Genomic DNA, 23,616 nt, shown 5'->3' on the forward strand with positions numbered 1-23,616 from the left:
AGAATCTTCCACGCGCCACGCACTGACGGGCAAGATTCGGAACCACATTCGGCGGCATCGGGAATAGCTTCGACTACATCGTCCTCGCGCCGAAAGGACACGTCCGTGAATCCCGATCTGCTGCTGGGCTTCTGGGGAGTGACGTTCCTGCTCATCGTCGTTCCCGGGCCCGATTGGGCATTCGTGCTGGCGTCCGGTGCCCGCGATCGGCGAGTGATCCCGGCCGTCGCGGGACTGCTGCTCGGCTATCTGGGACTCACCATCCTGGTGGCCGCGGGAGTCGGTGCGGCCGTAGGTCGTTCGGCTCCGCTGCTCACGGGGCTCACTCTCGCGGGTGCGGGCTACCTGGTCTGGCTGGGTGTGTCGGTGCTGCGCAAACCCGGTGCCCTGCAGCCGGTTTCCGGACAACCCGGAACCGATGCCTCCGCCCCGCTACGCCGCGTCCTCGCCGGGGTCGGTGTGAGCGGCCTGAACCCCAAGGGACTGTTGGTCTTTCTGGCCATGCTGCCGCAGTTCACCGATCCGCACGGCCGCTGGCCGCTCCCGGCGCAGCTGGCCGCCCTCGGCCTGGTCTTCGTCGCCACCTGCGGAATCTTCTACACGGTCATGGGTTTCGGCGCCCGCACGGTCCTGTCGGCCGGGCCCGCGGCGGCACGGACGATCTCGCGGATCTCCGGTGCCGCCATGATCCTCGTGGGACTGCTGCTCCTGCTCGAACGCTTCCACTGAGCGCCTCAGCGCCGGGTGAGCGAGACCGCGCTCTCGACGTGGGTCAGCTTCTGGGGGTTGCGGACGAAGTAGAGGCCGGTGATGCGGTCGCCCTCCATGCCGACCGTGATGACCCCGTCGATCTCGCCGTCGAGGCGCACCACCAGCGCCGGACTGCCGTTGGCCACCGCGAGTTCGGTCGTGAAGGAGACGGCGAACTTGGCGGGACCGCGGGTGAGCAGGCGGGCCACCCGCTCGGCGCCGCTGACCGGCCGCAGCAGGGCCTGTTTTACGCCGCCGCCGTCACTGACCAGGACGACCTCCGGGGCGAGCACGTCGAGCAGCCCCTGCGGGTCCCCGGTTTCCAGCGCCCGGCGGAACGACTCCAGCGCCGCCCGGGTCTCGCTCGGCGAGACGACCGCCCGCGACCGGCGGGCATCGACGTGCTGCCGGGCGCGGTGCGCGATCTGCCGGACGGCCGCGGTGCTCTTGTCGACGGCGGCCGCGATCTCCTCGTAGCTCACGTCGAAGACCTCGCGCAGCACGAATACGGCGCGTTCGGTCGGCGCGAGCGTCTCGAGGACGAGCATCAGCGCCATCGACACGCTCTCGGCCAGCTCGACGTCGTCGGCCACATCCGGCGCGGTGAGCATCGGCTCGGGCAGCCACTGACCGACGTAGGACTCCTTGCGCCGCTTCATGGTCCGCAAACGGTTGAGCGCCTGCCTGGTGGTGATCCGGACCAGGTAGGCGCGCTGGTCGCTCACCCGCGCCAGGTCCACCTCGGACCACCGCAGCCAGGTCTCCTGCAGCACGTCCTCGGCGTCCGACGCCGAGCCGAGCATCTCGTAGGCGACGGTGAACAGCAGATTGCGATACGAAACGAAGACCTCGGTCGCGGGATCGGCGCTCACGACTCGCCCTCCCGGCCCTGATCGCCGTCGGCGTTCGAGCATGCCTGCACGGCAAGGTCCTTTCGTCGGTGGTCGTTCGATCCAACACGACACACCTCCCGGCGACGCATCCGGCTCAGCCCCGCGGCTCGAGGACGAAGCGACCTCGGGCGGTAGAGGCGGTGGCGATCCACAGCGCGATGTTCATGAGGTTCTCCTTCTTCAGGTGTTCGACCTGAAGACACCGCGCGACCGATCGCTGTGACAGCCGGTGGGCCAGGTCACTACCCGCCGAAGACGTTGCAGCCGTAACCGAGGTGCACGCCGAGGCCGACGCGCAGGGCCAGGCTCGCCGGGGGCAGTTCGGCGGGCTGGCCGTCCTGGACGGCGGTGAGGAGATGCGGGCCCTGGGTGGCGGGCACCCATCCGCTCAGGGCGTAGCCGCCGACCGGCTTGATGCGGCCGACCGGAACGCCGTTGTCGAAGAAGGTGACCGGCGCGGACGGATCGTCCACGAAGGCCTGCAGCGTGTAGTGGCAGCCCGTGCCGTAGTTGGTCGCCATCCCGAACGCCATATCCGGTGTGGCGCCCAGCCGGGTGACCGAGGCCTGCGCCGACTGCGGCATCGCCAGGCCGACGACGGCTGCCGTACCCAGTAGCCCCGCGCTCACCGCGGCGCGGACGCGCCGGCGCCGGGTGGCCGGAACTTCGCTGCGCTCTCTCATGTCCATCCTTGTTCGTTCGCCGTGCGCCGGGCATGGGCCCGGCAGCATTGATCCTCGCGCGAGATCGGCATCGGGGAGGGGTGAATCGCCGAGGTTTGTGTCCATCGCCAACTCCGAGCGCCTTCCCGCGGCCCGCGAACCGTCCGGCGTAGGCTCGGAATTTGTCGAACAGCACCGCCGGACCTGCCCGGTCGGACCGGATGAGCCGTGGCACGCGTTGACAGGGAGGACGGGAGACCATGCACCGCAAGGCACCGACACACGACATCGACGAGGCCGAGCTCAGCGTCACACCTCCGAAGCACGAGGCCGCGGGCATGACGGCCGTGGCGGTAGCGCTGGAGCGCGGCGTCGAGGAGATGGGTCTCGTCCGCACCGGCCGCACCCTCGCCCGCCTCAACCAGCGCGACGGCTTCGACTGTCCCAGCTGCGCGTGGCCCGACCCGACCGGCACCCGCCGGGTCGCCGAATTCTGCGAGAACGGCGCCAAGGCGGTCGCCGAAGAGGCCACGCTGCGCACCGTGACGCCCGAATTCTTTGCCGCCCACCCGATTTCGGAGCTGGCGACCAAGTCCGGCTACTGGCTCGGCCAGCAGGGCCGCATCACCGAGCCGATGGTGCTGCGCCCCGGCGACACCCACTACTCCCCCATCCCCTGGGACGACGCCTACCGACTGATCGCGGAGTCGCTGCGCGGGCTGGCCTCTCCCGACGAGGCCGTCTTCTACACCTCCGGCCGCACCGCCAACGAGACGGCCTTCCTGTATCAGCTGCTGGCCCGGTCCTTCGGCACCAACAATCTGCCGGACTGCTCGAACATGTGCCACGAATCCTCCGGCGCCGCGCTGACCAGCTCCATCGGCATCGGCAAGGGTTCGGTGACGATCGACGACTTCCCCCGGGCGGACCTGATCCTCATCGCCGGGCAGAATCCCGGCACCAACCATCCGCGGATGCTCAGCTCGCTGCAGCACGCCAAGAAGCACGGCGCCCGGATCATCGCGATCAACCCGCTGCCGGAGGCCGGGCTGCTCGGCTTCCGCGATCCGCAGACGGTCAAGGGCTACACCACCGGCCAGCGCATCGCCGACGACTTCCTGCAGATCCGGCTCGGCGGGGATATGGCGCTGTTCCAGGGCCTAGGCAGGCTGCTGCTGGAGGCCGACGACCGCGCCCCGGGCTCCGTCGTCGACCGTGCCTTCGTCGACACCCACACCGCGGGCTTCGCCGAATACGAAAAGCAGCTGCGCGCGGTCGATCTGGCCGTGGTCGAGGAGGCCACCGGGCTGAGCCGCGACGAGTTGGAGCGCACCGCGCGGCTGCTCGCCGAATCGAAGGCCACCATCGTGTGCTGGGCCATGGGCCTCACCCAGCAGCGCCACGGGGTGCCCACCATCGAGGAGGCCACCAACCTGCTGTTGCTGCGCGGCATGATCGGCAAGCCGGGCGCGGGCGTGTGCCCGGTGCGCGGCCACTCCAACGTGCAGGGCGACCGGACCATGGGCATCTGGGAGCAGATGCCCGAAACCTTCCTCGCCGCACTGGATTCGGAATTCGGCATCACCAGCCCCCGCGAGCACGGCTGGGACACCGTCGACTCCATCCGCGCGCTGCGCGACGGCCGGGCGAAGGTGTTCTTCGCCATGGGCGGCAACTTCGTCTCCGCCACCCCCGACACCGCGGTCACCGAGGCCGCGCTGCGCAGTTGCGAACTGACCGTGCACGTCTCGACCAAGCTCAACCGCAGTCACGTCGTGCACGGCGCCACCGCGCTCATCCTCCCCACCCTGGGCCGCACCGACGAGGACCTGTCGCCGAGCGGCGCCAAACAGCGTGTGTCCGTGGAGGATTCGATGTCGATGGTGCACCTGTCGGTGGGCCGGTTGCAGCCCGTCGGCCCGCAGCTGCGCAGCGAGGTCGCCATCGTGTGCGAGCTCGCCCGGGAACTGCTGGGATCCGACCATCCGGTGCCCTGGGACGAGTTCCGGCGCGACTACGACCGCATCCGCGACGCCATCTCCCGGGTCGTCCCCGGCTGCGCCGACTACAACGCGAAGGTGCGGCAGCGCAACGGCTTCCAGCTGCCCCACCCGCCGCGCGACACCCGCGAATTCCGCACCGCGACCGGCAAGGCCAACTTCGCGGTCAACGAGCTGCGCTGGCTGCCGGTGCCCGAGGGCCGCCTGATCCTGCAGACCCTGCGCAGCCACGACCAGTACAACACCACCATCTACGGCCTCGACGACCGATACCGCGGCATCCATCACGGCCGCAAGGTGGTGCTGGTACACCCGGACGACATCGCCGACCTCGGCTTCGCGGACGGCCAACTGGTGGACCTGATCTCGGAATGGACCGACGGCACCGAACGCCGCGTCACCGGATTCCGCCTGGTCGGCTACTCCACGCCCCGCGGCAATGCCGCCGCCTACTACCCCGAGACCAATCCCCTCGTCCCCTTGGACCATGTCGCCGAGCGGTCCAATACCCCGGTCTCCAAAGCCGTCACCATCCGCCTGGAACCCAGTACCGAATGATGTTGCACAGCAATCCCACCTCTCCGGTGAGCGAGAACCGCAGGAGGGCTTCCTCGTGAGCAGAGTTACCGCACGACGGAAGACGATCCGCGTCACGCCTACCGGGCGTACCCAGCGCCCGGACACGCTGGCGGTCGAGGAACCCCTGGAACTACGCGTGGACGGGCAGTCGCTGACCGTCACCATGCGCACCCCGGGCGGCGATATCGACCTCGCCCACGGATTCCTGTTGAGCGAGAACATCATCGGCGCGCGCGAGGACATCGTCTCGGCCCGCTACTGCGCGGGCACCGATGAGAACGGGCACAACACCTACAACGTGCTCGACATCCAATTGCGTACGCCCACACCGATCCTCGCCCGCAGCTTCCTCACCACCAGCGCCTGCGGGCTGTGCGGCAAGACCGCCCTCGACGAGGTGCGCACTCGCACCCGCTTCCCCCTCCCCGCGGACGGGCCGGTCGTCGACCCCGACGTGCTCGCCGCGCTGCCGGACGAACTGCGCTCGCGCCAAACGGTTTTCGACGCCACCGGCGGCCTGCACGCGGCCGGGCTGTTCACCACCGACGGCACGGCGCTCGCGGTGCGCGAGGATGTCGGCAGGCACAACGCGGTCGACAAGGTCATCGGCTGGGCGCTGCGCGAGGGCCGCATCCCCGCCCACGACCTCGTCCTGGTTGTGAGTGGCCGCGCCTCCTTCGAACTGGTGCAGAAGGCGGTCACGGCGGGCATCCCCGTCCTCGGCGCCGTCTCCGCCCCCAGCTCGCTGGCCGTCGACCTGGCCGCCGACTCCGGCCTCACCCTCGCCGGATTCCTGCGCGGCGACACGATGAACATCTACACCGGCGCCCACAGACTGGGACTGGGTGACTCCATCGCCGCGTCGAACGGTGCTACGCTGCGCGATTAGAACACGTTTCAATTCGGCGGGAGTTTCCATGGCAGCGCAGCAGATCCGCGAGGCGGTCGAACGGTACGTACAGCTGGTCGAGACCGGCCCGACCGCGGAAATCCTGGCGCTCTACGCCCCGGATGCCGTCGTCGAGGATCCGATCGGCAGCGACCCCCGCCGCGGACACGCCGCCATCGGCGAGCTCTACGACGCGCTCGCACAGGTGCAGCGCAAGACCGAACTGCACACCCTCCGCATCAACGGCAACCACGCCGCGGTGTCGTTCACGCTGGTGACGGAGGCGGGTGGCTCCCGGATGACGCTGTCCCCGATCGACGTGATGGAATTCGACGACGACGGCCGGATCACCGGTATGCGCGCCTACTGGGGTCCGGACGACATGCAGGTCGACAAGATCTGACGCGTACGGAACGCACAGGGCCGCAGCGAGTCTCGAGCTCGCTCCGGCGGTCCGCGGTTCCGAATCGCGGTGAGCGCAACCCGTGTCGACAAGTCGTGCGCCTCGCTAATGTCTCCTGGTCGGATGATGTTGTGGAGGAGTGCGCGTGACCCTCGAGTCGGCCATTGATGTCGATACCTCGCTGCACCCGCTCGACGACCCGGTTCGGGGATCGCTGCGTGGCGAACACCGCCGGTTCGCGAGCTGGGTGGGCCGGATCGGGCGCTACGACCCGGAGGTCGCCCGGTTCGTCGGCCATCCGGCGGTGCTGGACGCGCAGGACTGGGCCGATCTTGCCACGCTCCTCGGACCCGGTGGCAGCACCGGACTGCGCGGTCCCGACCATGTGCCGCCCGACGGCTGGACGGTCCTGGACAAACTTCCGTCGGTGCAGATGGACGGCACCGGGCTGCGCGTCGCCCACGACCCGGAGTTCGAGGTGCTCACCGCCGCGGACGTACCCGAGATCCTGGAGCTGATCGCCCGCACCGAGCCCGGGCCCTACGCGCCGCGGACCATCGAGATGGGGACCTACCTGGGCCTGCGGGTGGACGGCCGGTTGGTGGCGATGGCGGGCGAACGCATGCATCCGCCCGGCTGGACCGAGATCAGCGCCGTCTGCACCGACGCCGAATTCCGTGGCCGCGGCCTCGCCTCGCGCCTGATCCGCGCGGTCGGCGCGGGCATCCGGGCCCGCGGCGAGACACCGTTCCTGCACGCACTCGCCCGCAACACGACGGCGATCAGCCTCTACGAAACACTGGGCTTCACCCTGCGCCAGCGCTCCGCCCTCACCATCGTGCAAGCACCCTCGGATCTCAACTGATACGTGCTGGCGAAGAGGATCCCGGCCAAACATGCCGGGAATACAAGGACGTAGAACCAGCACTCCCAGACCTATCCGGCCCCCCACCCGACTGCCCACCATCCTTCCGTCGTGCCGTCCACCCGCCCCATTCCGACGTGCCGACCACCCGCCTCATTCCGACGAGCCGACCACCCACCTCACTCCGGCGAGCCGACCACCCGCCTCACTCCGACGTGCCGACCACCCGCCTCACTCCGACGTGCCGACCACCCGCCTCACTCCGACGAGCCAACCACCCGCCTCACTCCGACGAGCCAACCACCCGCCTCATTTCCGGCGTGCTTTTGGCCGGAATCCACCTTGTACACACCGAATGTCCGGTTTACCGTGACAGCAACCGGTATGGGGCGGGCGAACGGAGGATCCGATGCGGATCTCGGTGCAGCGGGCGGGCGACAACCTGCGGGTGCGGATGCGGTTGGACGTCAATCGGCGGCGGTGGCTGATCACGAACATCTCGCTGTGGGTAGCGGCGGTGATCGGCGCGGTCACCGGCCTGTGGGCGATCTTCGCGCCCGCCGCCTGGTATCGCAGCTTCCCGGGGCTCGGCCTGAACTGGATCGCCGCCGACGGACCCTACAACCACCACCTCTCCGGTGATGTCGGCGCGTTCTTCCTGGCGATGGCCGCGGTGACGGCGGCGGCCCTCTACTTCGGCGACAGCCTGCTGGCGCGCGTCGCCGGACTCGGCTGGCTCGTATTCGGCGTCCCGCACCTCATCTACCACATCGCCCACAAGCCCGCCGAATTGTCCACGGGCAGCTACACTCTCAGCCTCATCAGCTCCGCCCTACTCCCCGCCGTGGGCCTGGCCGCCATGCTCGCCGCCCCCCGCGAGCGCGTCCAACTCCGAGACCCGGCCCCCTGGACCATCCGCCTCCGCCGCCGCCACTGACCCCGACGCGCCTCCCCGCCACTGACCCACACACCGCTACCTCCCCTATCCCGCACAGCCACTCGTCCGGCCCCGCGCAGCCACTCCTCCGGCCCCGCGCGGCTACCCTCCGATCCCGCGCGGCCACTCCTCCGATTCCTGCGCGGCCACTCCTCCGATCCCGCGCGGCTACCCTCCGATCCCGCGCGGCTACTCCTCCGATCCCCGCCCGTGGCTACTCCCGATCCCGCACGGCCACATCCTCCGATCCCGCGCGGCCACTTCACCCATCCCCACACGGCTCTTTCGTGTGGGGCGATGATTTTGGGGGCACGGAGCCGTCGTAACAAGTGAAGCCGCCCAGGCGATTTCCGGACAAAGGGATAAAGGTTCAACGGCGAACCACGGGGGGTCAATGGCGATCCCCGTCCACGGGCGCGGCCGGTGCTCCGGCCGTCACCGATTCCGATCCGGAGCCGGCGCCGTCACGCAGAGGTGACGCCCCCGCCGGCGATCTCCTCGCGAGGCAGGGCGGCGAGGGTGATGAGGGAGTTGAGGAAGCCGCGACGGTCGGCGGCCGGCAGCCGACCCAGCAGCCCTTCCTCCATGGCCTGGATGTCGGCCTGGGCCGCGTCGGCCAGGGCCCGGCCCTCGGGGGTGAGGGCCAGCAATTTCGCCCGCCGATCCGCGGGATCGGGCCGCCGCTCGATCAGCCCGCGCTCCTGCAGATCGTCGAGGATCGGAATGATGCGGGTCTTGTCCGCACCGATCTCCTCCGCCAGCACACCCTGACCCCGCGCGGGTCCGCGCCCGAGCGCCAGCAGCACCGAGTACGCCCACATGCTCACCCCGTGCGATTCCAGGATCGGCCGCTCGGCCGCCATCAGGCCGCGGGCGAGCGGCGCGATCATCGCTGCCAGATCCGGACGCTCCGTCTTTGCCATGCGGACAAATTTACGCGGTTCCAGATAATAAGCATGGACATACGATATGCATCAGCTTATGATAAGCTTATGTCTGATATTCGTGAACCGCACCGGCGCGCCGTGAACTACAGCGTCGACATCGTCGCCAACCTGACCCCCGCCGACCTGGATCGGCCCACCCCCTGTGCCGCCTGGAAACTCTCGGACCTGTTGGCCCACATGACGGTTCAGCACCGCGGATTCGCGGCGGCCGCCCGCGGCCACGGCGCCGACCTCACGGTGTGGGAAACCGGCCCGCTCGCCGACGATCCGGCCGCGGCCTACGCCGAGGCCGCCGCCGATGTCGTGGCCGCCTTCGCCGAACCGGGCGCGCTGGACCGGACCCTCGAGCTGCCGGAGTTCGGGCCGGGATTCACCGCCCCCGGCAGCATGGCCATCGGCTTTCACTTCATCGACTACGTCGTGCACGGCTGGGACGCGGCCCGCGCGCTCGACCTGCCGTACGTCCTCGACGACGAACTGGCCGAACCCGCACTGGAGATCGCACTCGGCGTCCCCGACACCGAACAGCGGGAGCAGCCCGGTTCGCCCTTCGCGCGGGCACTTCCGGCCGCCGACACCGACACCCCGCTCGACCGCATCCTCCGCGCCCTCGGCCGCTCCCCCGACTGGACCCCGTAATCTAGTGTGTCCAGCGCCACACTTCTTCCGCCCCGCGGCCGGTTTCGAGGACGAGCGCGGCGGCATTCGGCCAATGGCGAGATCCGAGCCCCGTCTCTCGCCTCGGCGCGGTGGACCCGGGCACGGCATGGCCGGCGACGAGTTCAGCGCTGAACCGGAGGACCGACGAAGTTCCTCACCGCGGGGGCGGCCCGACCACAGCCGTCCCCGCTTCGGGCACCGTGGTGGCCGTCACTTCCGATACCCGTCACGTCCGGCGATGGTCTCTCGTCCAAGGGATAGCACCCCGCAGAAGGAGAGAACCATGAGCATCACCCGCATTCCCGCCGTCGCCCCCGAGCAGGCCGGACTCCTCACCCGGCTGCTGTACCGCTACAGCAAGCGCCGCTTCGGCGAGGTGCCGGAGCCGTTCGCCGTGGCGGCCAACCACCCGAAGCTCCTGGCCGCCAGCGCGGTACACGAGGGCATGGTCGAGAAGGCCTGCGCCGCACTCCCGTCCGAGATTCGCGAGATCGCGGTCTACCGCGTGGCATGGACGGTCGGCTGTTCGTGGTGTGTCGACTTCGGCGCCATGCTGATGCGCCTGAGCCACCTCGACGTCGACAAGCTGGAACACATCGCCGACTATGAGACCTCACCGTCCTACAGCGACGACGAGCGCGCCGCCATCGCCTACGCCGATGCCATGACCGCCACCCCGACCACGGTGACCGACGAACAGGTGACCGACCTGAAGAAGCGGTTCGGCACCGCGGGCGTCATGGAACTGACCTATCAGATCGCCCTGGAGAATTCGCGCTCCCGCACCTACTCGGCGCTGGGCATCACCGCGCAGGGCTTCAGCACCGACTCCTGCCGCGTGCCCTGGGCATAAAAAGCCGTCAGCCCATCGCTGTACAGCGATGGGCTGACGATCGGAGGAAAGACTAGGCCGACTTCTCGCGGCGCTCGGCGGGCTGGCGCTTGCGGGGGACGATGGTGGGCAGCACGTTGTCGTTCACGGTGTCGGCATTGACGACCACCTTGGCGACATCGTCGCGGCTCGGGATGTCGTACATCACCGGCAGCAGCACTTCCTCCATGATCGCCCGCAGGCCACGGGCCCCGGTGCCGCGCAGGATCGCCTGGTCCGCAATGGCTTCCAGGGCGTCGGTGGTGAACTCCAGGTCCACGCCGTCCATTTCGAACAGCCGCACGTACTGCTTGACGAGCGCGTTCTTCGGCTCGGACAGGATCTTGACCAGCGATTCCTTGTCCAGGTTGGTCACCGACGCGACGACCGGCAGGCGGCCGATGAACTCGGGAATCAGCCCGAACTTGATCAGATCCTCGGGCATGACGTCGGCGAAGTGGTCGGTGGTGTCGATCTCGGCCTTCGACCGCACCTCGGAGCCGAAACCGATGCCGCGCTTGCCGACTCGGTCCTGCACGATCCGCTCCAGACCCGCGAACGCACCGGCCACGATGAACAGCACGTTGGTGGTGTCGATCTGGATGAACTCCTGATGCGGATGCTTGCGCCCGCCCTGCGGCGGCACGCTGGCCTGGGTGCCCTCCAGGATCTTCAGCAGTGCCTGCTGCACACCCTCACCGGAGACATCGCGCGTGATCGACGGGTTCTCGCTCTTGCGGGCGATCTTGTCGACCTCGTCGATGTAGATGATGCCGGTCTCGGCGCGCTTGACGTCGTAATCCGCGGCCTGGATCAGTTTCAGCAGGATGTTCTCCACATCCTCGCCGACGTATCCGGCCTCGGTGAGCGCCGTCGCATCCGCGATCGCGAACGGGACGTTCAGCATCTTGGCCAAGGTCTGCGCCAGGTAGGTCTTACCGCAGCCGGTCGGGCCCAGCATCAGAATGTTGGACTTGGTCAGCTCCACCGGCTCACCGCGGCCGTCGCGACTCTTGTCGCCGGCCTGGATGCGCTTGTAGTGGTTGTAGACCGCGACCGCGAGCGTGCGCTTGGCGGTGTCCTGGCCGATTACGTAGTTCTCCAGGAAGTCTCGGATCTCCGCGGGCTTCGGCAGCTCATCGAGCTTGACCTCGCTGGACTCCGCCAGCTCCTCCTCGATGATCTCATTACACAGATCGATGCACTCGTCGCAGATGTACACCCCTGGTCCCGCAATGAGCTTCTTGACCTGCTTCTGGCTCTTTCCGCAGAACGAGCACTTGAGCAGATCGCCGCCATCACCGATGCGCGCCATCTCGTGGGTCCCTACTTCCTTGTCCGCGTGCAACCGTCTGTCCGGCTGCCGACAAGCCGCCTTCCGAACAACGCTACCCGTCGCACATCGATCAGTTCTGCTCCGATCGGATATCCACAATTTCCGGCAGTGTTGCTCGGGCCCTTCGACCGTGCCGACAACCTATGAGCAAAGGTCCCTAGAGTGACCGTACCCGGTAGATACGACGGAGGTCGACAACTTGGGCACGTTTCTCGTGTGAGCCTCCCGCCGGTAACGGCTCGCGGTGCATCCGATCGTGCTCGCGCTGCGACATCGCGACGCGCCTGAGCCGAATCGACGGGAGGCCCTGTGCGTCACTTCTTCTGGGCACTCAGCTTCCGGTACTCGAACACCTGGTCGATGATGCCGTACTGCACGGCCTCCTCGGCGGTGAGGATCTTGTCCCGGTCGGTGTCCTTGCGGATGGTGTCGGCGTCCTTGCCGGTGTGGCGGGCCAACGTGGTCTCCATCTGCCGCCGCATCCGCTCGATCTCGGCGGCCTGGATCTCCAGATCCGACACCTGGCCCTGGATGCCACCCTCCAGCGACGGCTGGTGGATCAGCACGCGGGCGTTGGGCAGGCAGGCCCGCTTGCCGGGCGTACCGGCCGCCAGCAGCACCGCGGCGGCCGAGGCGGCCTGGCCCAGGCACACCGTCGCCACGTCGGCGCGCACGTACTGCATGGTGTCGTAGATCGCCATCAGCGCGGTGAACGAGCCACCGGGCGAGTTGATGTACATGGTGATGTCGCGATCGGGATCCAGCGACTCCAGCACCAGCAGCTGCGCCATGATGTCGTTGGCCGAGGTGTCGTCCACCGTCGCGCCGAGGAAGATGATGCGCTCCTCGAACAGCTTGTTGTACGGGTTGGACTCCTTGACGCCGAAGCTCGAGTGCTCGATGAACGACGGCAGGATGTAGCGCGACTGCGGGCTCGCCGGGGCTACACCGGACAGGCCGGCACGGGGTTCGATGTGTGTCATCTTCGTCTCCAAAAGTCTCGAATCGATGAGCTAGCTGGCGGAGCCGTTGGCCTGGCTGGCGTGCGTGATCACGTTGTCGATGAAGCCGTACTCCAGGGCCTCGGCGGCGGTGAACCAGCGGTCGCGGTCGGCGTCGGCGGTGACCTGCTCGAGCGACTGGCCCGTGTGCCGCGCCTGCAGCTCGTTCAGCTCACGCTTGGTGTGCGCGAACTGCTCGGCCTGGATGGCGATGTCGGCGGCGGAACCACCGATGCCCGCGGACGGCTGGTGCATCATGATCCGCGCGTGCGGCAGTGCCGAGCGCTTGCCCGGGGCGCCCGCGGTCAGCAGGAACTGACCCATCGAGGCGGCCAGACCGAGGCCGTAGGTGGCGATATCGCACTCCACCAGCTGCATGGTGTCGTAGATGGCCATACCCGCCGTGACGGAACCGCCCGGGGAGTTGATGTACAGCATGATGTCGCGCGTGGGGTCCTCCGCCGACAGCAGCAGGATCTGGGCGCACAGCTTGTTGGCGATGTCGTCGTCCACCTGCGTGCCCAGGAAGATGATGCGTTCGCGCAGCAGACGCTCGTACACCGAGTCACTGAGGTTGAGCCCAGCGGTCGGGGATGTCATGACCGGTCCTGCCTGGTTGATTGTCACGGATACCTGCCCTCTCTCACCGGCTCGGTGCTCGCAAGCACAGCCTTTAATGATTCGCTGACACAAACCCTAACGAAGCAGGGCGGCACCGAACTCCCGGTACCGCCCTTACTTCGCTTACGGCAGAACCCGGCCGACGCCCGGCCCTGCCGCGCACGCAACGTCGGCACCCGTCACGAGGCCCCTGCGCTGCGGTTGCATTCGATTATTCGGCGTTCGCCCCGGCCTTGTCCGACTCGGCCTTGTCCGACTCGGCCGGCTCGGCCGCCGCGGGCGCCTCGTCGGTCTCGGCGTCGTCGGGCGAGCCGAACATTTCGGCGGTGTCCACGGTGTTGCCGTCGGTGTCGGTCACCTTGGCCTGGCCCACGACGGTGGCCAGCGCCTTGCCGCGGCGGACGTCGGCGAAGACCGCGCCCAGCTGCCCGGCCTGCTGCACCTGCTGGATGAACTGCTCGGGCGACATGCCGTAGCGCTGCGCCTGGAACAGGATCCGCTCGGTCAGCTCCTGCTGGCCGACCTGGGTGTTCTCCGATTCGGCGATGGAGTCCAGCAGCAGCTGGGTCTTCACCGAGCGCTCGGCGGCCTCCTTGGAGTCCTTGTCGAACTCCTCGCGCGTGGTGCCCTGCGCCTCCAGCGCCTCGGCGAACTTGTCCTCGTCGTGGTCGAAGCCGTGCACCGCGTCGTGCAGCACGGCGTCGATCTCGCCCTGCACCGCGCCCTCGGGCAGCGGCACCTCGGTCTTGTCCAGCAGCGCCTCGAGGACCTTGTCCCGGATCTCGCCCGCCTGCTGCACCTTCTTGCCCTGTTCGACCCGCTTGCGCAGGTCGTCCTGGAGCTCGTCGATGGTGTCGAATTCGCTGGCCATCTGGGCGAATTCGTCGTCGGCCTCGGGCAGCTCGCGCTCCTTGACCGAGTTCACCTTGACGGTGATGACCGACTCCTTACCGGCGAACTCACCCGCGACCAGGGTCGAGGTGAAGTCCTTGGACTCCTCGGCCGCCATGCCGATCAGGGTCTCGTCCAGGCCCTCGATCAGCTGGCCGGAGCCGACCTCGTGCGACAGGCCGGTGGTGGAGGCCTCCTCGACCGGCTGGCCGTCGACGGTGGCCGCCAGGTCGATGGAGACGAAATCGCCGTCCTGGACCGCACGTTCGACGCTCTTCAGGGTGCCGAAGCGCTGCCGCAGCGACTGCAGCTGCTGGTCGATGTCCTCGTCGGCGACCGAGATCGGATCGACGGTGACCTCGATGCTGGAGTAGTCGGGCAGCGAGATCTCGGGGCGGACGTCGACCTCGGCGCTGAACGCCAGCTCCTCGCCGTCCTCGATCTTGGTGATCTCGATCTGCGGCTGGCCGATGACCTTCACCTCGGAGGTGGTCACGGCCTCGCTGTAGCGCGCGGGCAGGGCGTCGTTGACGACCTGCTCCAGGACCGCGCCGCGGCCCAGGCGGGCCTCCAGCAGCTTGGCGGGCGCCTTGCCCGGGCGGAAGCCGGGGATGCGCACCTGCTGGGCCAGCGCCTTGTACGCCTTGTCGAAGTCCGGCTTCAGCTCCTCGAAGGGCACCTCGACATTGATGCGGACCCGGGTCGGGCTCAGCTGCTCGACGGTGCTCTTCACGGACATGCTCCTTGTTCGTTGTTCTCTGGTTGACGTCGTCGGTCCCCCCGATCGCATCCCGACAAGACTAGTCGACCTGGTTAAGTGGCCCGAAATCCGCCCTAACCCACCTTGACGGCGTCGGTGACGAAGACCAGCGTCTCGTTCGGCTTGATACCCCTGCCGCCCTTTCCGTAGCCCAGATCCGGCGGGACGATCAGCAGCCGCCGCGTGCCCTGTGTCACGCCCTCGAGGCCCTGGTCCCAGCCCGGGATGACCTCTCCGGCACCGAGGGTCAGCTGGAACGGCTCGTTGCGATCGAAGGAGCTGTCCAGCTTCTTGCCGTCCGACCAGCTGACCAGCGTGTAGTTCATGGTCAGCGGCTGTCCGGGCGCCGCGGCCGGGCCGGTGCCCGTGACGAGATCCTTCACGATGAGCTGCTGGGGCGGATCGCAGTCGGTGGGGATGGTGATGGACGGGGCCTCGCCGTATCCACCCGTGGTCTTCACGTCGTCGGCGGTGCATTCGCGGCCGTGCTTCGCCTGCGGCGCGGCCTGCTGCGATGTCGGATGGGGAGCGGCCGACGCGGACTGGGTGCCGCTGTCCGACTTGTCGTCGTCTCCGCACGCGGCCAGCGCCAGCACCGCGGCCGCGACCATTCCGGTCGACACGATCCTGCCCATCATGCGCATGCCGCACACTCCTCACGGTCGTCTCGGGCCGTCACCCGGCCGGGCGGCCCCACGCCGCCGCGCCGAACCTACACGCACCCACCGCCCCTGCGCGCACCGCACTTCCCGCACCCCCTGCTCGTTCTCGCACCCCCTGCAATGCCCTGGAAGGTATGCGGGAACTCGCACGGGGTGCGGGAGTTGGTGTGCCGCGGGTCAGGAGGGAGGGGTGAGGCCGAGTGCGCGGGTCAGGTGGGTGATTTCGGTGCGGTAGAGCTTGTCGGGGTTGGTGGTCTGGGCGCGGAGGTGGCCGTGGATTTCCAGGGAGACCAGGCCGTGCAGGTGACCCCAGATACGGAGGGCGAGGGCGACCGCAGCTGGGGGGAGGTCGGGGAATTCGGCACGCACGAGCTCGACGAGGTGCGCGTCGAAGTCCGACCACTCGAAACCGTTGTCGGCGTATCCGCTCGCGGCGTAGGGCCAGGCGCCCGCGGCCAGGCCGGTCAGTCCGGCGCATACGCGGTGCGCGGCCTCGGGCGCGGCACCGCCGTCCGGCGCTCGGTAGCCGGGCACCGGGTCGCCGTAGATCAGCCGGAAACCCTCGGTGTTGGCCAGCGACCACTCGCGAAAAGCGCACGCCCAGGCCATGATTCGACCTGCCGGATCATCGGCCGGGCATTCGTCGCGAGCCGTGATCACCGCCCCGGCGAGTTCGTCGTACACGTCCCGGATCAAGGCCGTGACCAGGTCGTCGCGGGTCGCGAAGTAGCTGTAGACCGCGTTCGGGGTCATGCCCATCTCCCGGGCGATCGCCCGCAGTGTGATCGCACCCGGACCGCCCTCGGCCAGCAGCCGCAGCGCGGTGTCCTTGATCTCCGTCGTCGTCTCCGATCGCCGACGTTCCCGCCGGGTCGGCGCTGCACTGCTCACGCCGCCGACTTTACATGGGTGTGAGATTACTCCACGTTGCACAAATACTTCACGGCGTATAGTTTTCTCACGCCGTACCATTCCGAACGAGGAGAGCCATGTTCATCGGCATCATCGGCGCCACGGGCAATATCGGCCAGAAGGTCGTCACCGAGGCGCTCACCCGCGGTCACCACGTCAACGCGTTCACCCGCGACCTCGCCCGTGCCACCACCACCCACCCGAATCTGACCTGGACCGAGCTCGACGTGTTCGACAGCGCGGCCGTGGCGGCGCAGCTGCCCGGGCTGGACGTGCTGATCAGCGGCTACCAACCCGGCAATGCGGCAAGGGATTTCGCGGACACCGTCACCAGATCCATCGCCGATCCGGGCACGCACGTCGCCGTGGCACGGTCGCTGCTGAACGCGCTCGCCACGCATCCGCGCACGCGCCTGCTCGTGATCGGCGGCGCGGGCAGCCTGGAGGTCGAGCCGGGCCGGGTCATGGCCGACGACGAGGGGCTGCCCGGTCTGCTCGAAAGCATCGGGCTGCCGGGGGAATACGCGGCCGCGGCGCGCGGCGCGCGCGACGGGCTGGACGTGCTGCGCACCTCGAATCGCCGGTGGACCTACCTGAGCCCGGCCATCGAGGTAGCGCCCGGCGAACGCACCGGCCGCTACCGGATCGGCACCGACCAGCCCGTGACCGACGCCGACGGCCGCAGCCGCATCTCCTTCGACGACATCGCCGTGGCCCTGCTCGACGAGGTCGAGGTGCCACGATTCATCCAGCGGCGCTTCACGATCGGCTACTGATCCCGTGTACCGGGCCACCGGCTCGCTGCGGCATCAGGGGCACCGGTGCGTGCAGTCAGCGCGTTCCGTCGAAACGCCGCTGGGCGGCGGTGATCTCGGGCGCGCTGTCGCCGATCCACTCGATCAGCGCGCACAGATGCGCGGCGCCCGCGGCACCGAGTTCGGTGAGTTCATAGGAGACCTTGGGCGGTTTGGCCGGCTCGACGGTGCGCTCGACCAGGCCGTCGCGGTCCAGTACCCGCAGCGTCTGCGACAGCATCTTCTCGCTGATGCCGTCGATGCGATCGCGCAACTCGTAGAAGCGCAGCGGGCCGGGGCGCAACGCCGCCAGCACCAGCAGGCCCCAGCGGCCGGTCAGGTGGTCCAGGATCTCGCGGGTCGGGCAGTCGCGGCGAAATACCGTCTCGAAATCTCGCGCCGCACCATCCGCATGCTGGGAACCAACCGCCATGCCATGAGCTTACCCCGAGGTATGCCCTTACATTTCGAAAGTCCCTGACCTACCGTCGGTTCCATGGTTGCCCTACGCGTCGACGTCTGGTCCGACATCCTGTGTCCCTGGTGCTACATCGGAAAGCGCAACTTCGAGACCGCGCTCGGCGAGTTCCCGGACCGCGACAGGGTCGAGATCCGCTGGCACAGCTTCGAACTCGACCCCGGAATGGACCGGGAACCGCAGCAGACCCTGCTCGAACGCCATCATCGCGATCTGGGCGGCACCATCGACGACGCCCGCGCCCGGCTCGCCATGGTGAGCGACCTCGCCGCACAGGCCGGGCTGGCCTACGACCTCCCGAATGCCGTGCCGGTCAACAGCTTCGACGCCCACCGGCTGACCAAACTGGGCGACGCCACCGTGCACGGCGACGCCGTCCGGGAACGGGTGATGCGGGCATACACCGGCGAGCGAGCCGTCCTCACCGACCCGGAGACGCTCGTGCGGCTGGGCGCCGACGCGGGAATCGACGCCGAGGCCGTCCGGAACATGCTGAGCGGCACCGATTTCGCCGATGCGGTCCGCGACGACGAGCGGCTGGCGGCCCGCTTCGGCGTCTCCGGCGTGCCCACCTTCGTCTTCGGCGAGCGCTACGGCATCTCGGGCGGACGGCCACCGGGGGACTTCCGCCGCGCACTCGAGCAGCTCGGCTCCTCCGATCCGACCGGCGCGACGCCGTCGTCGAGCCGCCCGTGAGCCCACGCCCCCCGCATAGCACTCGTCAGCTGTGCAATCGCAAGCTCGGTCTCCGTCGGGTCACAGCGACGGCGGGACCCGCGGCAGTACTACGGTGAACGTCGCACCCGCGCCCGGCTCGCTGTCCACGCTCACGCGTCCGCCGTGCGCGGTCACCAGAGCCTGCACGATCGAAAGTCCCAGTCCGGTACCGCCACTCGCGCGGGTGCGCGAGGAATCGGTGCGATAGAAGCGCTCGAAGACCCGGGCGGCGGACTCCGCCGAGAGTCCGGGACCGCTGTCGATCACGTCGATGCGGACCTCGTCGGCGCCCGGCGTGAGCCGCACCGTGACCGGGGTTCCGGGCGGGGTGTGGGCGAGGGCGTTGCCGAGCAGGTTCGCCAGTACCTGCCGCAGCCGGTCGGCATCGCCGTCCACCTCCAATGTGCCGGTGCCCGAGGCGATATCGAGGGCGATGGCGTGGGTCGGCGCACCGGATTCGTCCAGGGCCGCGGCCTGGGCGCTGTGCACCGCGTCTCCCGCCACCGAGAGCAGGTCCACCGGCTGCCGCTGCAGCGGGCGCTGGGCGTCGAGCCGGGCCAGCATCAGCAGGTCCTCCACCAGCAGCCCCATCCGCTGCGCCTCGGCCTCGATGCGTTCGAGCACCAGCCGCGGATCCTGGCTCGCCCCTTGGCGATACAGCTCGGCGAAGCCGCGAATGGTGGTCAACGGGGTGCGCAGCTCGTGGCTGGCATCGGCGACGAACTGCCGCATCCGCGCCTCCGAGCGCCGCGCCGCCTCCTCCGACGCCTCGGTCGCCGAGACGCCGTGCTGGATCTGGGTGAGCATCGAATTCAGCGACTGCGCAAGGTGATCCACCTCGGTGTCGACCCCGCGCACCGGCACCCGGCGGCTCAGGTCGCCGCCCGCGATGGCGGCCGCGGTCTCCTCCACCTGCCGCAGCGGACGCAGGCCGCGCCGCACCACGAAGTATCCGCCCGCGGCGAGCAGCAGCAGGGCGGCCGCGCCGGTGCCGACCTCGAACATCACCAGCCGCGAGACCGTGTCGCGGTTGTCGGTCAGCGGCAGCGCGACCGTTGTCGAGCCGTCGTCGTTGGCGACCGACAGCACCCGCCATCGCGTCGACGAGCCGTCCGCCGAGCCGACCGTCACCGGGGCTCCGACCGGCACGTCCGACAGGTCCGGACCGTCCGTCGGCTGCCGCATACCGGTGTTGTAGGGCTGGCCCTCCGGGGATTTGCGTAGTTCGTAGAACTTGCGCGGCTGATCGGTCGACGCGGGTTCGCGCAGCGGCGGCACCGGCAGCTCCGCGGGCACCCAGATGGTGCCTCGATCGGAGGTGACCTGCTTCATCGGACGCGGCTGCGCCCAGCTGTTCGCCGCATCGCGCAACTGCTCGTCGGTGCGCTCGGTCAGCGACCGCGACAGTGCCGAGGTGACCGCGATACCCGAGGCCACCAGCACCGTCGCCGCCAGCAGCACCATGGCGACGACCAGTCCGATCCGCAGCGGGACCGCCGAAATGCGCCGAACCAGCGCCGCCCGCACGGTCAACGTCGCATCCGCGTTCGTCCGGCTTCGGGACACACTCCGCTGCTCACGCACCCCATCTCTACCGGGCCGAGCTGGGAGATCGCTGGAGGCGGGCTGGGTGTTTTCTCCGCGCCGGGTCAGGCGCCGTTCAGATGATCGGCGAGGCGCGGCAGGAAGGGCCGCTGACCGGCGCCGAGCTTCTCGTGCGCCGTGGCCAGATCGAACCATCCGGCACGGTCGATCTCCGGGAACTCCTGCACCCTCCCCGACCGCGGCGGCCACTCCATCTCGAACGTCCCCGGGATCACCTGTGCCGGATCCAGATCCCCCTCCACCGCCCACACCCGGACCTGTTTCTTCCGCCGGCCGCTGCCGTACTGCACCTCCCCCAGCGCGATCCACTCGCCGTCGGGGACCGGCAGCCCGAGCTCCTCGGTGAATTCGCGACCGGCGGCCGCCCGGTCCTCCTCGGCGTCGGGTTCGTACTCGCCCTTCGGGATGGACCAGGCGCCGAGATCCTTACGCGACCACAGTGGTCCGCCCATATGCCCGAGCAGCACCGTGACCTCGGGAACACGGCGGAAGAGCAGGACCCCGGCGCTGTATTTCATGCGCCCCAGTCTGCCGCACCCGCGCTCGGAGGCCGCCGCCGTGTCTCTCACGCCGCCCGCCTGATCTGCTCGAACAGCGCCCGCATGTGCGGCCCGATCTCGGCCAGCTCCACGAACGGCACCCCCGCCGCCGCACCGTCGAGGTACGCGAATCGCATCTGCCCCGCCATATCGCCCTGCTGCACCACCTCGATCCCCCGCGTGGCCGCATCGCGCAGGGCCCGGTCGAAATCCTCCGGCTCCGTGCAGATGTGGTGCAGCCCGGGACCGCTGCGCTCCAGGAACTCGGTGTAGATCGATGCGCCGCGGACCGGCTGGATCAGCTCCAACTGCATATCCCCGCGGTAGGACAGCGAGATGTGCGCGGTGAAGTCCGCGGGTTCGCCGCGATAGGTGCAGCTGTCCGGCCCGAAGCGCACATCCGGCATCCGGCTCCACGCGCGGATCCCGAAACAGGTGCCCAGAAACCCTTCGGCCGCTTCCACATCCGCCACCACCCACGCGATCTGGGTGATCGATTCGCCCGCGAGGCTCACGCGGGACTCGAGGTCCACCATCCCCGCAGTCAATCATCGAGCGATGACACCGGGCCCCGGAGTCCCGGTGGACGGACACCGGCGGATCACGAGCGCCGACGCCGCCCGATTGGTCCGATTTACCAATCAGGGGAATAACGGGCTCGAAAACCGTTCCGCGACACCGATACTCCCCCCAGTGGTGACAGCCGGATTCGCCGATCACCCTAGGCTGGTTCCATGACCGCCTCGAGCACACCGTGGTCCGGCCGACCCGAGGCTCGACCCGCCGGACAGCCCGAAACCGCGCCCGCACCCGATGGGGCTCGGCCGGATTCCGCGAAGCCCTGGGGCTTCCTCCACGTCGGCCTGCTCATCGGAATCGCCATCGTGACAATACTTCTCGTAGTCATGTTCCAGAGCATGTTCTCGACCAGACCTACCGGTCCGAAATCACCCGCGGCAGCCCCCACCACCAGCGCCCCCGCCGCCGAGGCTCCGAAGGCCCAGGCGGGCCCCGCCGCTTCGGGGCCCCGTTCCGGCAACGGGGTCACCTTCGGCAAGGTGATCACGACCGACGGGTCGACGCTGCAGATCAATGGCATTTCCGGGGTCAACACCATCGTGCATACCGACGACCGGACGAAGGTCTACCTGCTGTTGGGATCACAGGTGGCCGACGTGCGGCAGGGGGCCGTGGTCATGGCTTACGGCCACCGGGAGAAGGACGGTTCGATCACCGCGAATCGGATCGTCGGCATCTCGATCAGATAGCCGACCGTGGGGCGCGTCGATGTTCCCACAGGCGGGACTGATCGATCGGCCGCACGGCGCTGACCGGCACTTACACTCGGCACATGCAGCCGACTCCCTGGCGCGGGAGCAACACCGCGAGCGACCCGGCCGTCACACCCGACACGCGGCAAGAGGTGGCGAGCACGCGGCCCGAGGTGGCGAGCCGTCACCCCGACCTCAGACCGTATCTGCTGGTCCTCCGCGAGAACTGGGGGTACAGCATCGCCGTGGTCGGCGGCATCATCACGCTCGTACTGCTGTTCCAGCCCTGGCTCACCGCGCGCGGCCCTGCCGGGACTGCCTATACCAACGCCTTCGGGCGCATCACCGCGACCAACAACCTCATGAACGCATGGTCGACGCACGGCCCGGCCCCCGCGCGGATCCTGGGAATCTGGGGCCTGCTGGCCAGCGGAGCCATCATCCTCATGTGCGTCACGGCCATCGCCAACCTGCGCCGGCGATCCGACTCGATCGCCCGGATAACGGTGATCTCCTCGTTGGCCGTCGCGGTTTTCGTCCTGCTCGCCCTGGTCTACATCAACACCAAGGCCCCAGATTTGAAGGGTATGACCTCACGTCGATACGACCTCGGCGGCCAGATCGGGTCGATGATGACTTGGGCTTTCGGCAACGGCCGCTTGGTGATTCCCGGGATGGGCAAATCCGCCGAGTTCTCCAGCGCCAGTCTCAGCCCGTGGGCGCTGCTGGCAGGGGCCACGGCGATCACTTGCGCGGCCTTCACCTGCATCCAGTGGATTCGCGAGCATCCGGGCAATTCCTTCCGGTGGCGGTCCCCGTTCGTCATGGAGCGCACCAAGGATTCCGGTCGCGGCGAGAAAGATCCGGACCACAGCGAGCGGAGCCGCAGCGAGAAAGATCCCGGCCGCGGCAAGACGGAGCCGGATCCCGGCGGGAAGGATCCGGATACCGATGAGAGGGACCCCGACCGGACCGACTGACGGCTCCCAACGGCCGAATGCGCCAGGGCCGCAGGAACGTACGAGACCTCGGGTCGGGATGACAGGATTTGAACCTGCGACCCTCCGCTCCCAAAGCGGATGCGCTACCAAGCTGCGCTACATCCCGTGCAGGCCGGCGAACAGGCCCCTGCCAGAGCGGGCGACGGGAATCGAACCCGCACCATCAGCTTGGAAGGCTGAGGTTCTACCATTGAACTACGCCCGCACGCATACGACACCGATGGGATCGCCACGATGTCGTCTGCGCCTAGGACTGTACCGAACCGCACTTCGGAAACGCCAATCGACCGCCCCGGGCGCCACCGGTCGACTACCGGACCGGACACCCCTACGCCACAGCGCGCGACGCGCCGATCACGCGAATCGGTCTCGGCGACGCGACTCGGGCCGCAGCGGTTCGCTCCGATCCTCTCTCACACGGCGTGGCGTCGCGAACACGCTGAACACGCCGCCCGCGACACGCGGACAGACCTGTAACACCGGCCGCTCTCCACCGATCACACAACCGATCGCCATTCGCGAGATATCGGAACAGGTTGTAAAACACCATTTTTCGGTGTCGAGTGGCTTGC

Annotated in this window: 25 protein-coding genes and 2 tRNA genes; 12 read left to right on the forward strand and 15 right to left on the reverse strand. The window is 68.6% G+C overall.

The genetic code is table 11. The annotated features are described in order from the left end of the window. Positions 1-105 precede the first annotated feature (105 nt). Complete coding sequence (locus tag NM1_RS18550) at positions 106-729, forward strand: LysE family translocator (RefSeq protein WP_068021167.1); 624 nt, start codon at positions 106-108, stop codon at positions 727-729. Between the two features lie 5 nt (positions 730-734). Here the strand turns inward: NM1_RS18550 and NM1_RS18555 are convergent, their stop codons facing one another. Then, on the reverse strand, positions 735-1,664 hold the full coding sequence (locus NM1_RS18555; protein ID WP_068021169.1) for an RNA polymerase sigma-70 factor: 930 nt from the start codon (positions 1,662-1,664) through the stop codon (positions 735-737). A 221-nt stretch (positions 1,665-1,885) separates the two neighbouring features. Then, on the reverse strand, positions 1,886-2,326 hold the full coding sequence (locus NM1_RS18560; RefSeq protein ID WP_147288870.1) for a hypothetical protein: 441 nt from the start codon (positions 2,324-2,326) through the stop codon (positions 1,886-1,888). Positions 2,327-2,565: 239 nt separating this feature from the next. Here NM1_RS18560 and NM1_RS18565 point away from each other — a divergent pair, with 239 nt between their 5' ends. From NM1_RS18565 to NM1_RS18585, 5 genes are all read left to right on the forward strand, one after another. After that, positions 2,566-4,863: an FdhF/YdeP family oxidoreductase gene (locus NM1_RS18565; RefSeq protein ID WP_068021173.1), complete on the forward strand. Its 2,298-nt coding sequence runs from the start codon at positions 2,566-2,568 to the stop codon at positions 4,861-4,863. Positions 4,864-4,918: 55 nt separating this feature from the next. Beyond that, a complete protein-coding gene (gene fdhD / locus NM1_RS18570; protein ID WP_068021176.1) occupies positions 4,919-5,773 on the forward strand; it encodes a formate dehydrogenase accessory sulfurtransferase FdhD in 855 nt (284 codons plus the stop codon). A gap of 28 nt (positions 5,774-5,801) precedes the next feature. Beyond that, positions 5,802-6,176 (forward strand): nuclear transport factor 2 family protein, encoded by a 375-nt coding sequence (locus NM1_RS18575; RefSeq protein ID WP_068021178.1) that lies wholly within the window; start codon positions 5,802-5,804, stop codon positions 6,174-6,176. A 145-nt stretch (positions 6,177-6,321) separates the two neighbouring features. Then, positions 6,322-7,041: a GNAT family N-acetyltransferase gene (locus NM1_RS18580; protein WP_068021250.1), complete on the forward strand. Its 720-nt coding sequence runs from the start codon at positions 6,322-6,324 to the stop codon at positions 7,039-7,041. Positions 7,042-7,450: 409 nt separating this feature from the next. Next, positions 7,451-7,978, forward strand: coding sequence for a hypothetical protein (locus tag NM1_RS18585; protein ID WP_068021180.1), 528 nt, complete (start codon positions 7,451-7,453; stop codon positions 7,976-7,978). A 464-nt stretch (positions 7,979-8,442) separates the two neighbouring features. On the opposite strand, the gene NM1_RS18590 is transcribed toward NM1_RS18585, so the two are convergent. Then, positions 8,443-8,901 carry a MarR family winged helix-turn-helix transcriptional regulator gene (locus NM1_RS18590; RefSeq protein WP_068021183.1) on the reverse strand — a complete coding sequence of 153 codons (459 nt, stop codon included), beginning with the start codon at positions 8,899-8,901 and terminating at the stop codon, positions 8,443-8,445. A gap of 69 nt (positions 8,902-8,970) precedes the next feature. On the opposite strand from NM1_RS18590, the gene NM1_RS18595 reads away from it, so the two are divergent. Beyond that, entirely contained in the window at positions 8,971-9,564 is a 594-nt protein-coding gene (locus tag NM1_RS18595) for a TIGR03086 family metal-binding protein (RefSeq protein WP_068021185.1), read from the forward strand. A 310-nt stretch (positions 9,565-9,874) separates the two neighbouring features. Further along, entirely contained in the window at positions 9,875-10,438 is a 564-nt protein-coding gene (locus tag NM1_RS18600; RefSeq protein ID WP_068021252.1) for a carboxymuconolactone decarboxylase family protein, read from the forward strand. Between the two features lie 52 nt (positions 10,439-10,490). Here the strand turns inward: NM1_RS18600 and clpX are convergent, their stop codons facing one another. The 6 genes from clpX to NM1_RS18630 form a co-directional block, all read right to left on the reverse strand. After that, the gene (gene clpX, locus NM1_RS18605) at positions 10,491-11,771 is read right to left on the reverse strand and encodes an ATP-dependent Clp protease ATP-binding subunit ClpX (RefSeq protein ID WP_068021254.1); all 1,281 of its coding nucleotides are present in this window, start codon (positions 11,769-11,771) and stop codon (positions 10,491-10,493) included. 335 nt (positions 11,772-12,106) lie between these two features. Further along, entirely contained in the window at positions 12,107-12,775 is a 669-nt protein-coding gene (locus NM1_RS18610) for an ATP-dependent Clp protease proteolytic subunit (RefSeq protein ID WP_068021188.1), read from the reverse strand. A gap of 30 nt (positions 12,776-12,805) precedes the next feature. Then, on the reverse strand, positions 12,806-13,393 hold the full coding sequence (locus tag NM1_RS18615; protein WP_068021190.1) for an ATP-dependent Clp protease proteolytic subunit: 588 nt from the start codon (positions 13,391-13,393) through the stop codon (positions 12,806-12,808). Between the two features lie 232 nt (positions 13,394-13,625). After that, a complete protein-coding gene (gene tig, locus NM1_RS18620) occupies positions 13,626-15,038 on the reverse strand; it encodes a trigger factor (protein ID WP_068021255.1) in 1,413 nt (470 codons plus the stop codon). Between the two features lie 101 nt (positions 15,039-15,139). Next, positions 15,140-15,709: an FKBP-type peptidyl-prolyl cis-trans isomerase gene (locus tag NM1_RS18625; protein ID WP_068021191.1), complete on the reverse strand. Its 570-nt coding sequence runs from the start codon at positions 15,707-15,709 to the stop codon at positions 15,140-15,142. Positions 15,710-15,904: 195 nt separating this feature from the next. Continuing rightward, positions 15,905-16,618, reverse strand: coding sequence for a TetR/AcrR family transcriptional regulator (locus NM1_RS18630; protein WP_068021193.1), 714 nt, complete (start codon positions 16,616-16,618; stop codon positions 15,905-15,907). Positions 16,619-16,716: 98 nt separating this feature from the next. Here NM1_RS18630 and NM1_RS18635 point away from each other — a divergent pair, with 98 nt between their 5' ends. Next, positions 16,717-17,415 (forward strand): NAD(P)-dependent oxidoreductase, encoded by a 699-nt coding sequence (locus NM1_RS18635; protein ID WP_068021195.1) that lies wholly within the window; start codon positions 16,717-16,719, stop codon positions 17,413-17,415. A 55-nt stretch (positions 17,416-17,470) separates the two neighbouring features. Here the strand turns inward: NM1_RS18635 and NM1_RS18640 are convergent, their stop codons facing one another. Then, positions 17,471-17,866 (reverse strand): winged helix-turn-helix transcriptional regulator, encoded by a 396-nt coding sequence (locus tag NM1_RS18640; RefSeq protein ID WP_068021197.1) that lies wholly within the window; start codon positions 17,864-17,866, stop codon positions 17,471-17,473. A 63-nt stretch (positions 17,867-17,929) separates the two neighbouring features. On the opposite strand from NM1_RS18640, the gene NM1_RS18645 reads away from it, so the two are divergent. Next, the gene (locus tag NM1_RS18645; RefSeq protein ID WP_068021199.1) at positions 17,930-18,607 is read left to right on the forward strand and encodes a DsbA family oxidoreductase; all 678 of its coding nucleotides are present in this window, start codon (positions 17,930-17,932) and stop codon (positions 18,605-18,607) included. A gap of 60 nt (positions 18,608-18,667) precedes the next feature. Here NM1_RS18645 and NM1_RS18650 read toward each other — a convergent pair whose 3' ends face one another. The 3 genes from NM1_RS18650 to NM1_RS18660 all read right to left on the reverse strand — a co-directional run bounded on the left by NM1_RS18650 (position 18,668) and on the right by NM1_RS18660 (position 21,308). Next, positions 18,668-20,092: a sensor histidine kinase gene (locus tag NM1_RS18650; protein ID WP_068021257.1), complete on the reverse strand. Its 1,425-nt coding sequence runs from the start codon at positions 20,090-20,092 to the stop codon at positions 18,668-18,670. Between the two features lie 185 nt (positions 20,093-20,277). Further along, complete coding sequence (locus NM1_RS18655) at positions 20,278-20,751, reverse strand: NUDIX hydrolase (protein WP_068021201.1); 474 nt, start codon at positions 20,749-20,751, stop codon at positions 20,278-20,280. Positions 20,752-20,798: 47 nt separating this feature from the next. Next, positions 20,799-21,308 carry a VOC family protein gene (locus NM1_RS18660; protein WP_068021203.1) on the reverse strand — a complete coding sequence of 170 codons (510 nt, stop codon included), beginning with the start codon at positions 21,306-21,308 and terminating at the stop codon, positions 20,799-20,801. Positions 21,309-21,506: 198 nt separating this feature from the next. On the opposite strand from NM1_RS18660, the gene NM1_RS18665 reads away from it, so the two are divergent. Both NM1_RS18665 and NM1_RS18670 read left to right on the forward strand, forming a co-directional pair. Then, a complete protein-coding gene (locus NM1_RS18665) occupies positions 21,507-22,040 on the forward strand; it encodes a hypothetical protein (protein ID WP_114699437.1) in 534 nt (177 codons plus the stop codon). Between the two features lie 83 nt (positions 22,041-22,123). Then, the gene (locus NM1_RS18670) at positions 22,124-23,023 is read left to right on the forward strand and encodes a hypothetical protein (protein ID WP_068021206.1); all 900 of its coding nucleotides are present in this window, start codon (positions 22,124-22,126) and stop codon (positions 23,021-23,023) included. A 53-nt stretch (positions 23,024-23,076) separates the two neighbouring features. Here NM1_RS18670 and NM1_RS18675 read toward each other — a convergent pair. Then, positions 23,077-23,150 (reverse strand) — tRNA-Pro (locus tag NM1_RS18675). A 28-nt stretch (positions 23,151-23,178) separates the two neighbouring features. After that, a tRNA-Gly gene (locus NM1_RS18680) sits at positions 23,179-23,249 on the reverse strand. Positions 23,250-23,616: the final 367 nt, after the last annotated feature.

Origin of the sequence: Nocardia mexicana NBRC 108244, from assembly GCF_001613165.1 — a bacterium.
Taxonomy (GTDB): Bacteria; Actinomycetota; Actinomycetes; order Mycobacteriales; family Mycobacteriaceae; genus Nocardia; species Nocardia mexicana.

What these genes read in the sequence shown, in the direction of transcription:
- NM1_RS18555 (WP_068021169.1), bottom strand. Translation starts at nt 1,664, where the DNA reads ATGCTCGAACGCCGACGGCGATCAGGGCCGGGAGGGCGAGTCGTGAGC.
- NM1_RS18560 (WP_147288870.1), bottom strand. Translation starts at nt 2,326, where the DNA reads ATGAGAGAGCGCAGCGAAGTTCCGGCCACCCGGCGCCGGCGCGTCCGC.
- NM1_RS18565 (WP_068021173.1), top strand. Translation starts at nt 2,566, where the DNA reads ATGCACCGCAAGGCACCGACACACGACATCGACGAGGCCGAGCTCAGC.
- NM1_RS18575 (WP_068021178.1), top strand. Translation starts at nt 5,802, where the DNA reads ATGGCAGCGCAGCAGATCCGCGAGGCGGTCGAACGGTACGTACAGCTG.
- NM1_RS18585 (WP_068021180.1), top strand. Translation starts at nt 7,451, where the DNA reads ATGCGGATCTCGGTGCAGCGGGCGGGCGACAACCTGCGGGTGCGGATG.
- NM1_RS18590 (WP_068021183.1), bottom strand. Translation starts at nt 8,901, where the DNA reads ATGGCAAAGACGGAGCGTCCGGATCTGGCAGCGATGATCGCGCCGCTC.
- NM1_RS18595 (WP_068021185.1), top strand. Translation starts at nt 8,971, where the DNA reads ATGTCTGATATTCGTGAACCGCACCGGCGCGCCGTGAACTACAGCGTC.
- clpX (WP_068021254.1), bottom strand. Translation starts at nt 11,771, where the DNA reads ATGGCGCGCATCGGTGATGGCGGCGATCTGCTCAAGTGCTCGTTCTGC.
- NM1_RS18610 (WP_068021188.1), bottom strand. Translation starts at nt 12,775, where the DNA reads ATGACACACATCGAACCCCGTGCCGGCCTGTCCGGTGTAGCCCCGGCG.
- NM1_RS18615 (WP_068021190.1), bottom strand. Translation starts at nt 13,393, where the DNA reads ATGACATCCCCGACCGCTGGGCTCAACCTCAGTGACTCGGTGTACGAG.
- NM1_RS18625 (WP_068021191.1), bottom strand. Translation starts at nt 15,709, where the DNA reads ATGCGCATGATGGGCAGGATCGTGTCGACCGGAATGGTCGCGGCCGCG.
- NM1_RS18635 (WP_068021195.1), top strand. Translation starts at nt 16,717, where the DNA reads ATGTTCATCGGCATCATCGGCGCCACGGGCAATATCGGCCAGAAGGTC.
- NM1_RS18640 (WP_068021197.1), bottom strand. Translation starts at nt 17,866, where the DNA reads ATGGCGGTTGGTTCCCAGCATGCGGATGGTGCGGCGCGAGATTTCGAG.
- NM1_RS18645 (WP_068021199.1), top strand. Translation starts at nt 17,930, where the DNA reads ATGGTTGCCCTACGCGTCGACGTCTGGTCCGACATCCTGTGTCCCTGG.
- NM1_RS18650 (WP_068021257.1), bottom strand. Translation starts at nt 20,092, where the DNA reads ATGGTGCTGCTGGCGGCGACGGTGCTGGTGGCCTCGGGTATCGCGGTC.
- NM1_RS18655 (WP_068021201.1), bottom strand. Translation starts at nt 20,751, where the DNA reads ATGAAATACAGCGCCGGGGTCCTGCTCTTCCGCCGTGTTCCCGAGGTC.
- NM1_RS18660 (WP_068021203.1), bottom strand. Translation starts at nt 21,308, where the DNA reads ATGGTGGACCTCGAGTCCCGCGTGAGCCTCGCGGGCGAATCGATCACC.
- NM1_RS18665 (WP_114699437.1), top strand. Translation starts at nt 21,507, where the DNA reads ATGACCGCCTCGAGCACACCGTGGTCCGGCCGACCCGAGGCTCGACCC.
- NM1_RS18670 (WP_068021206.1), top strand. Translation starts at nt 22,124, where the DNA reads ATGCAGCCGACTCCCTGGCGCGGGAGCAACACCGCGAGCGACCCGGCC.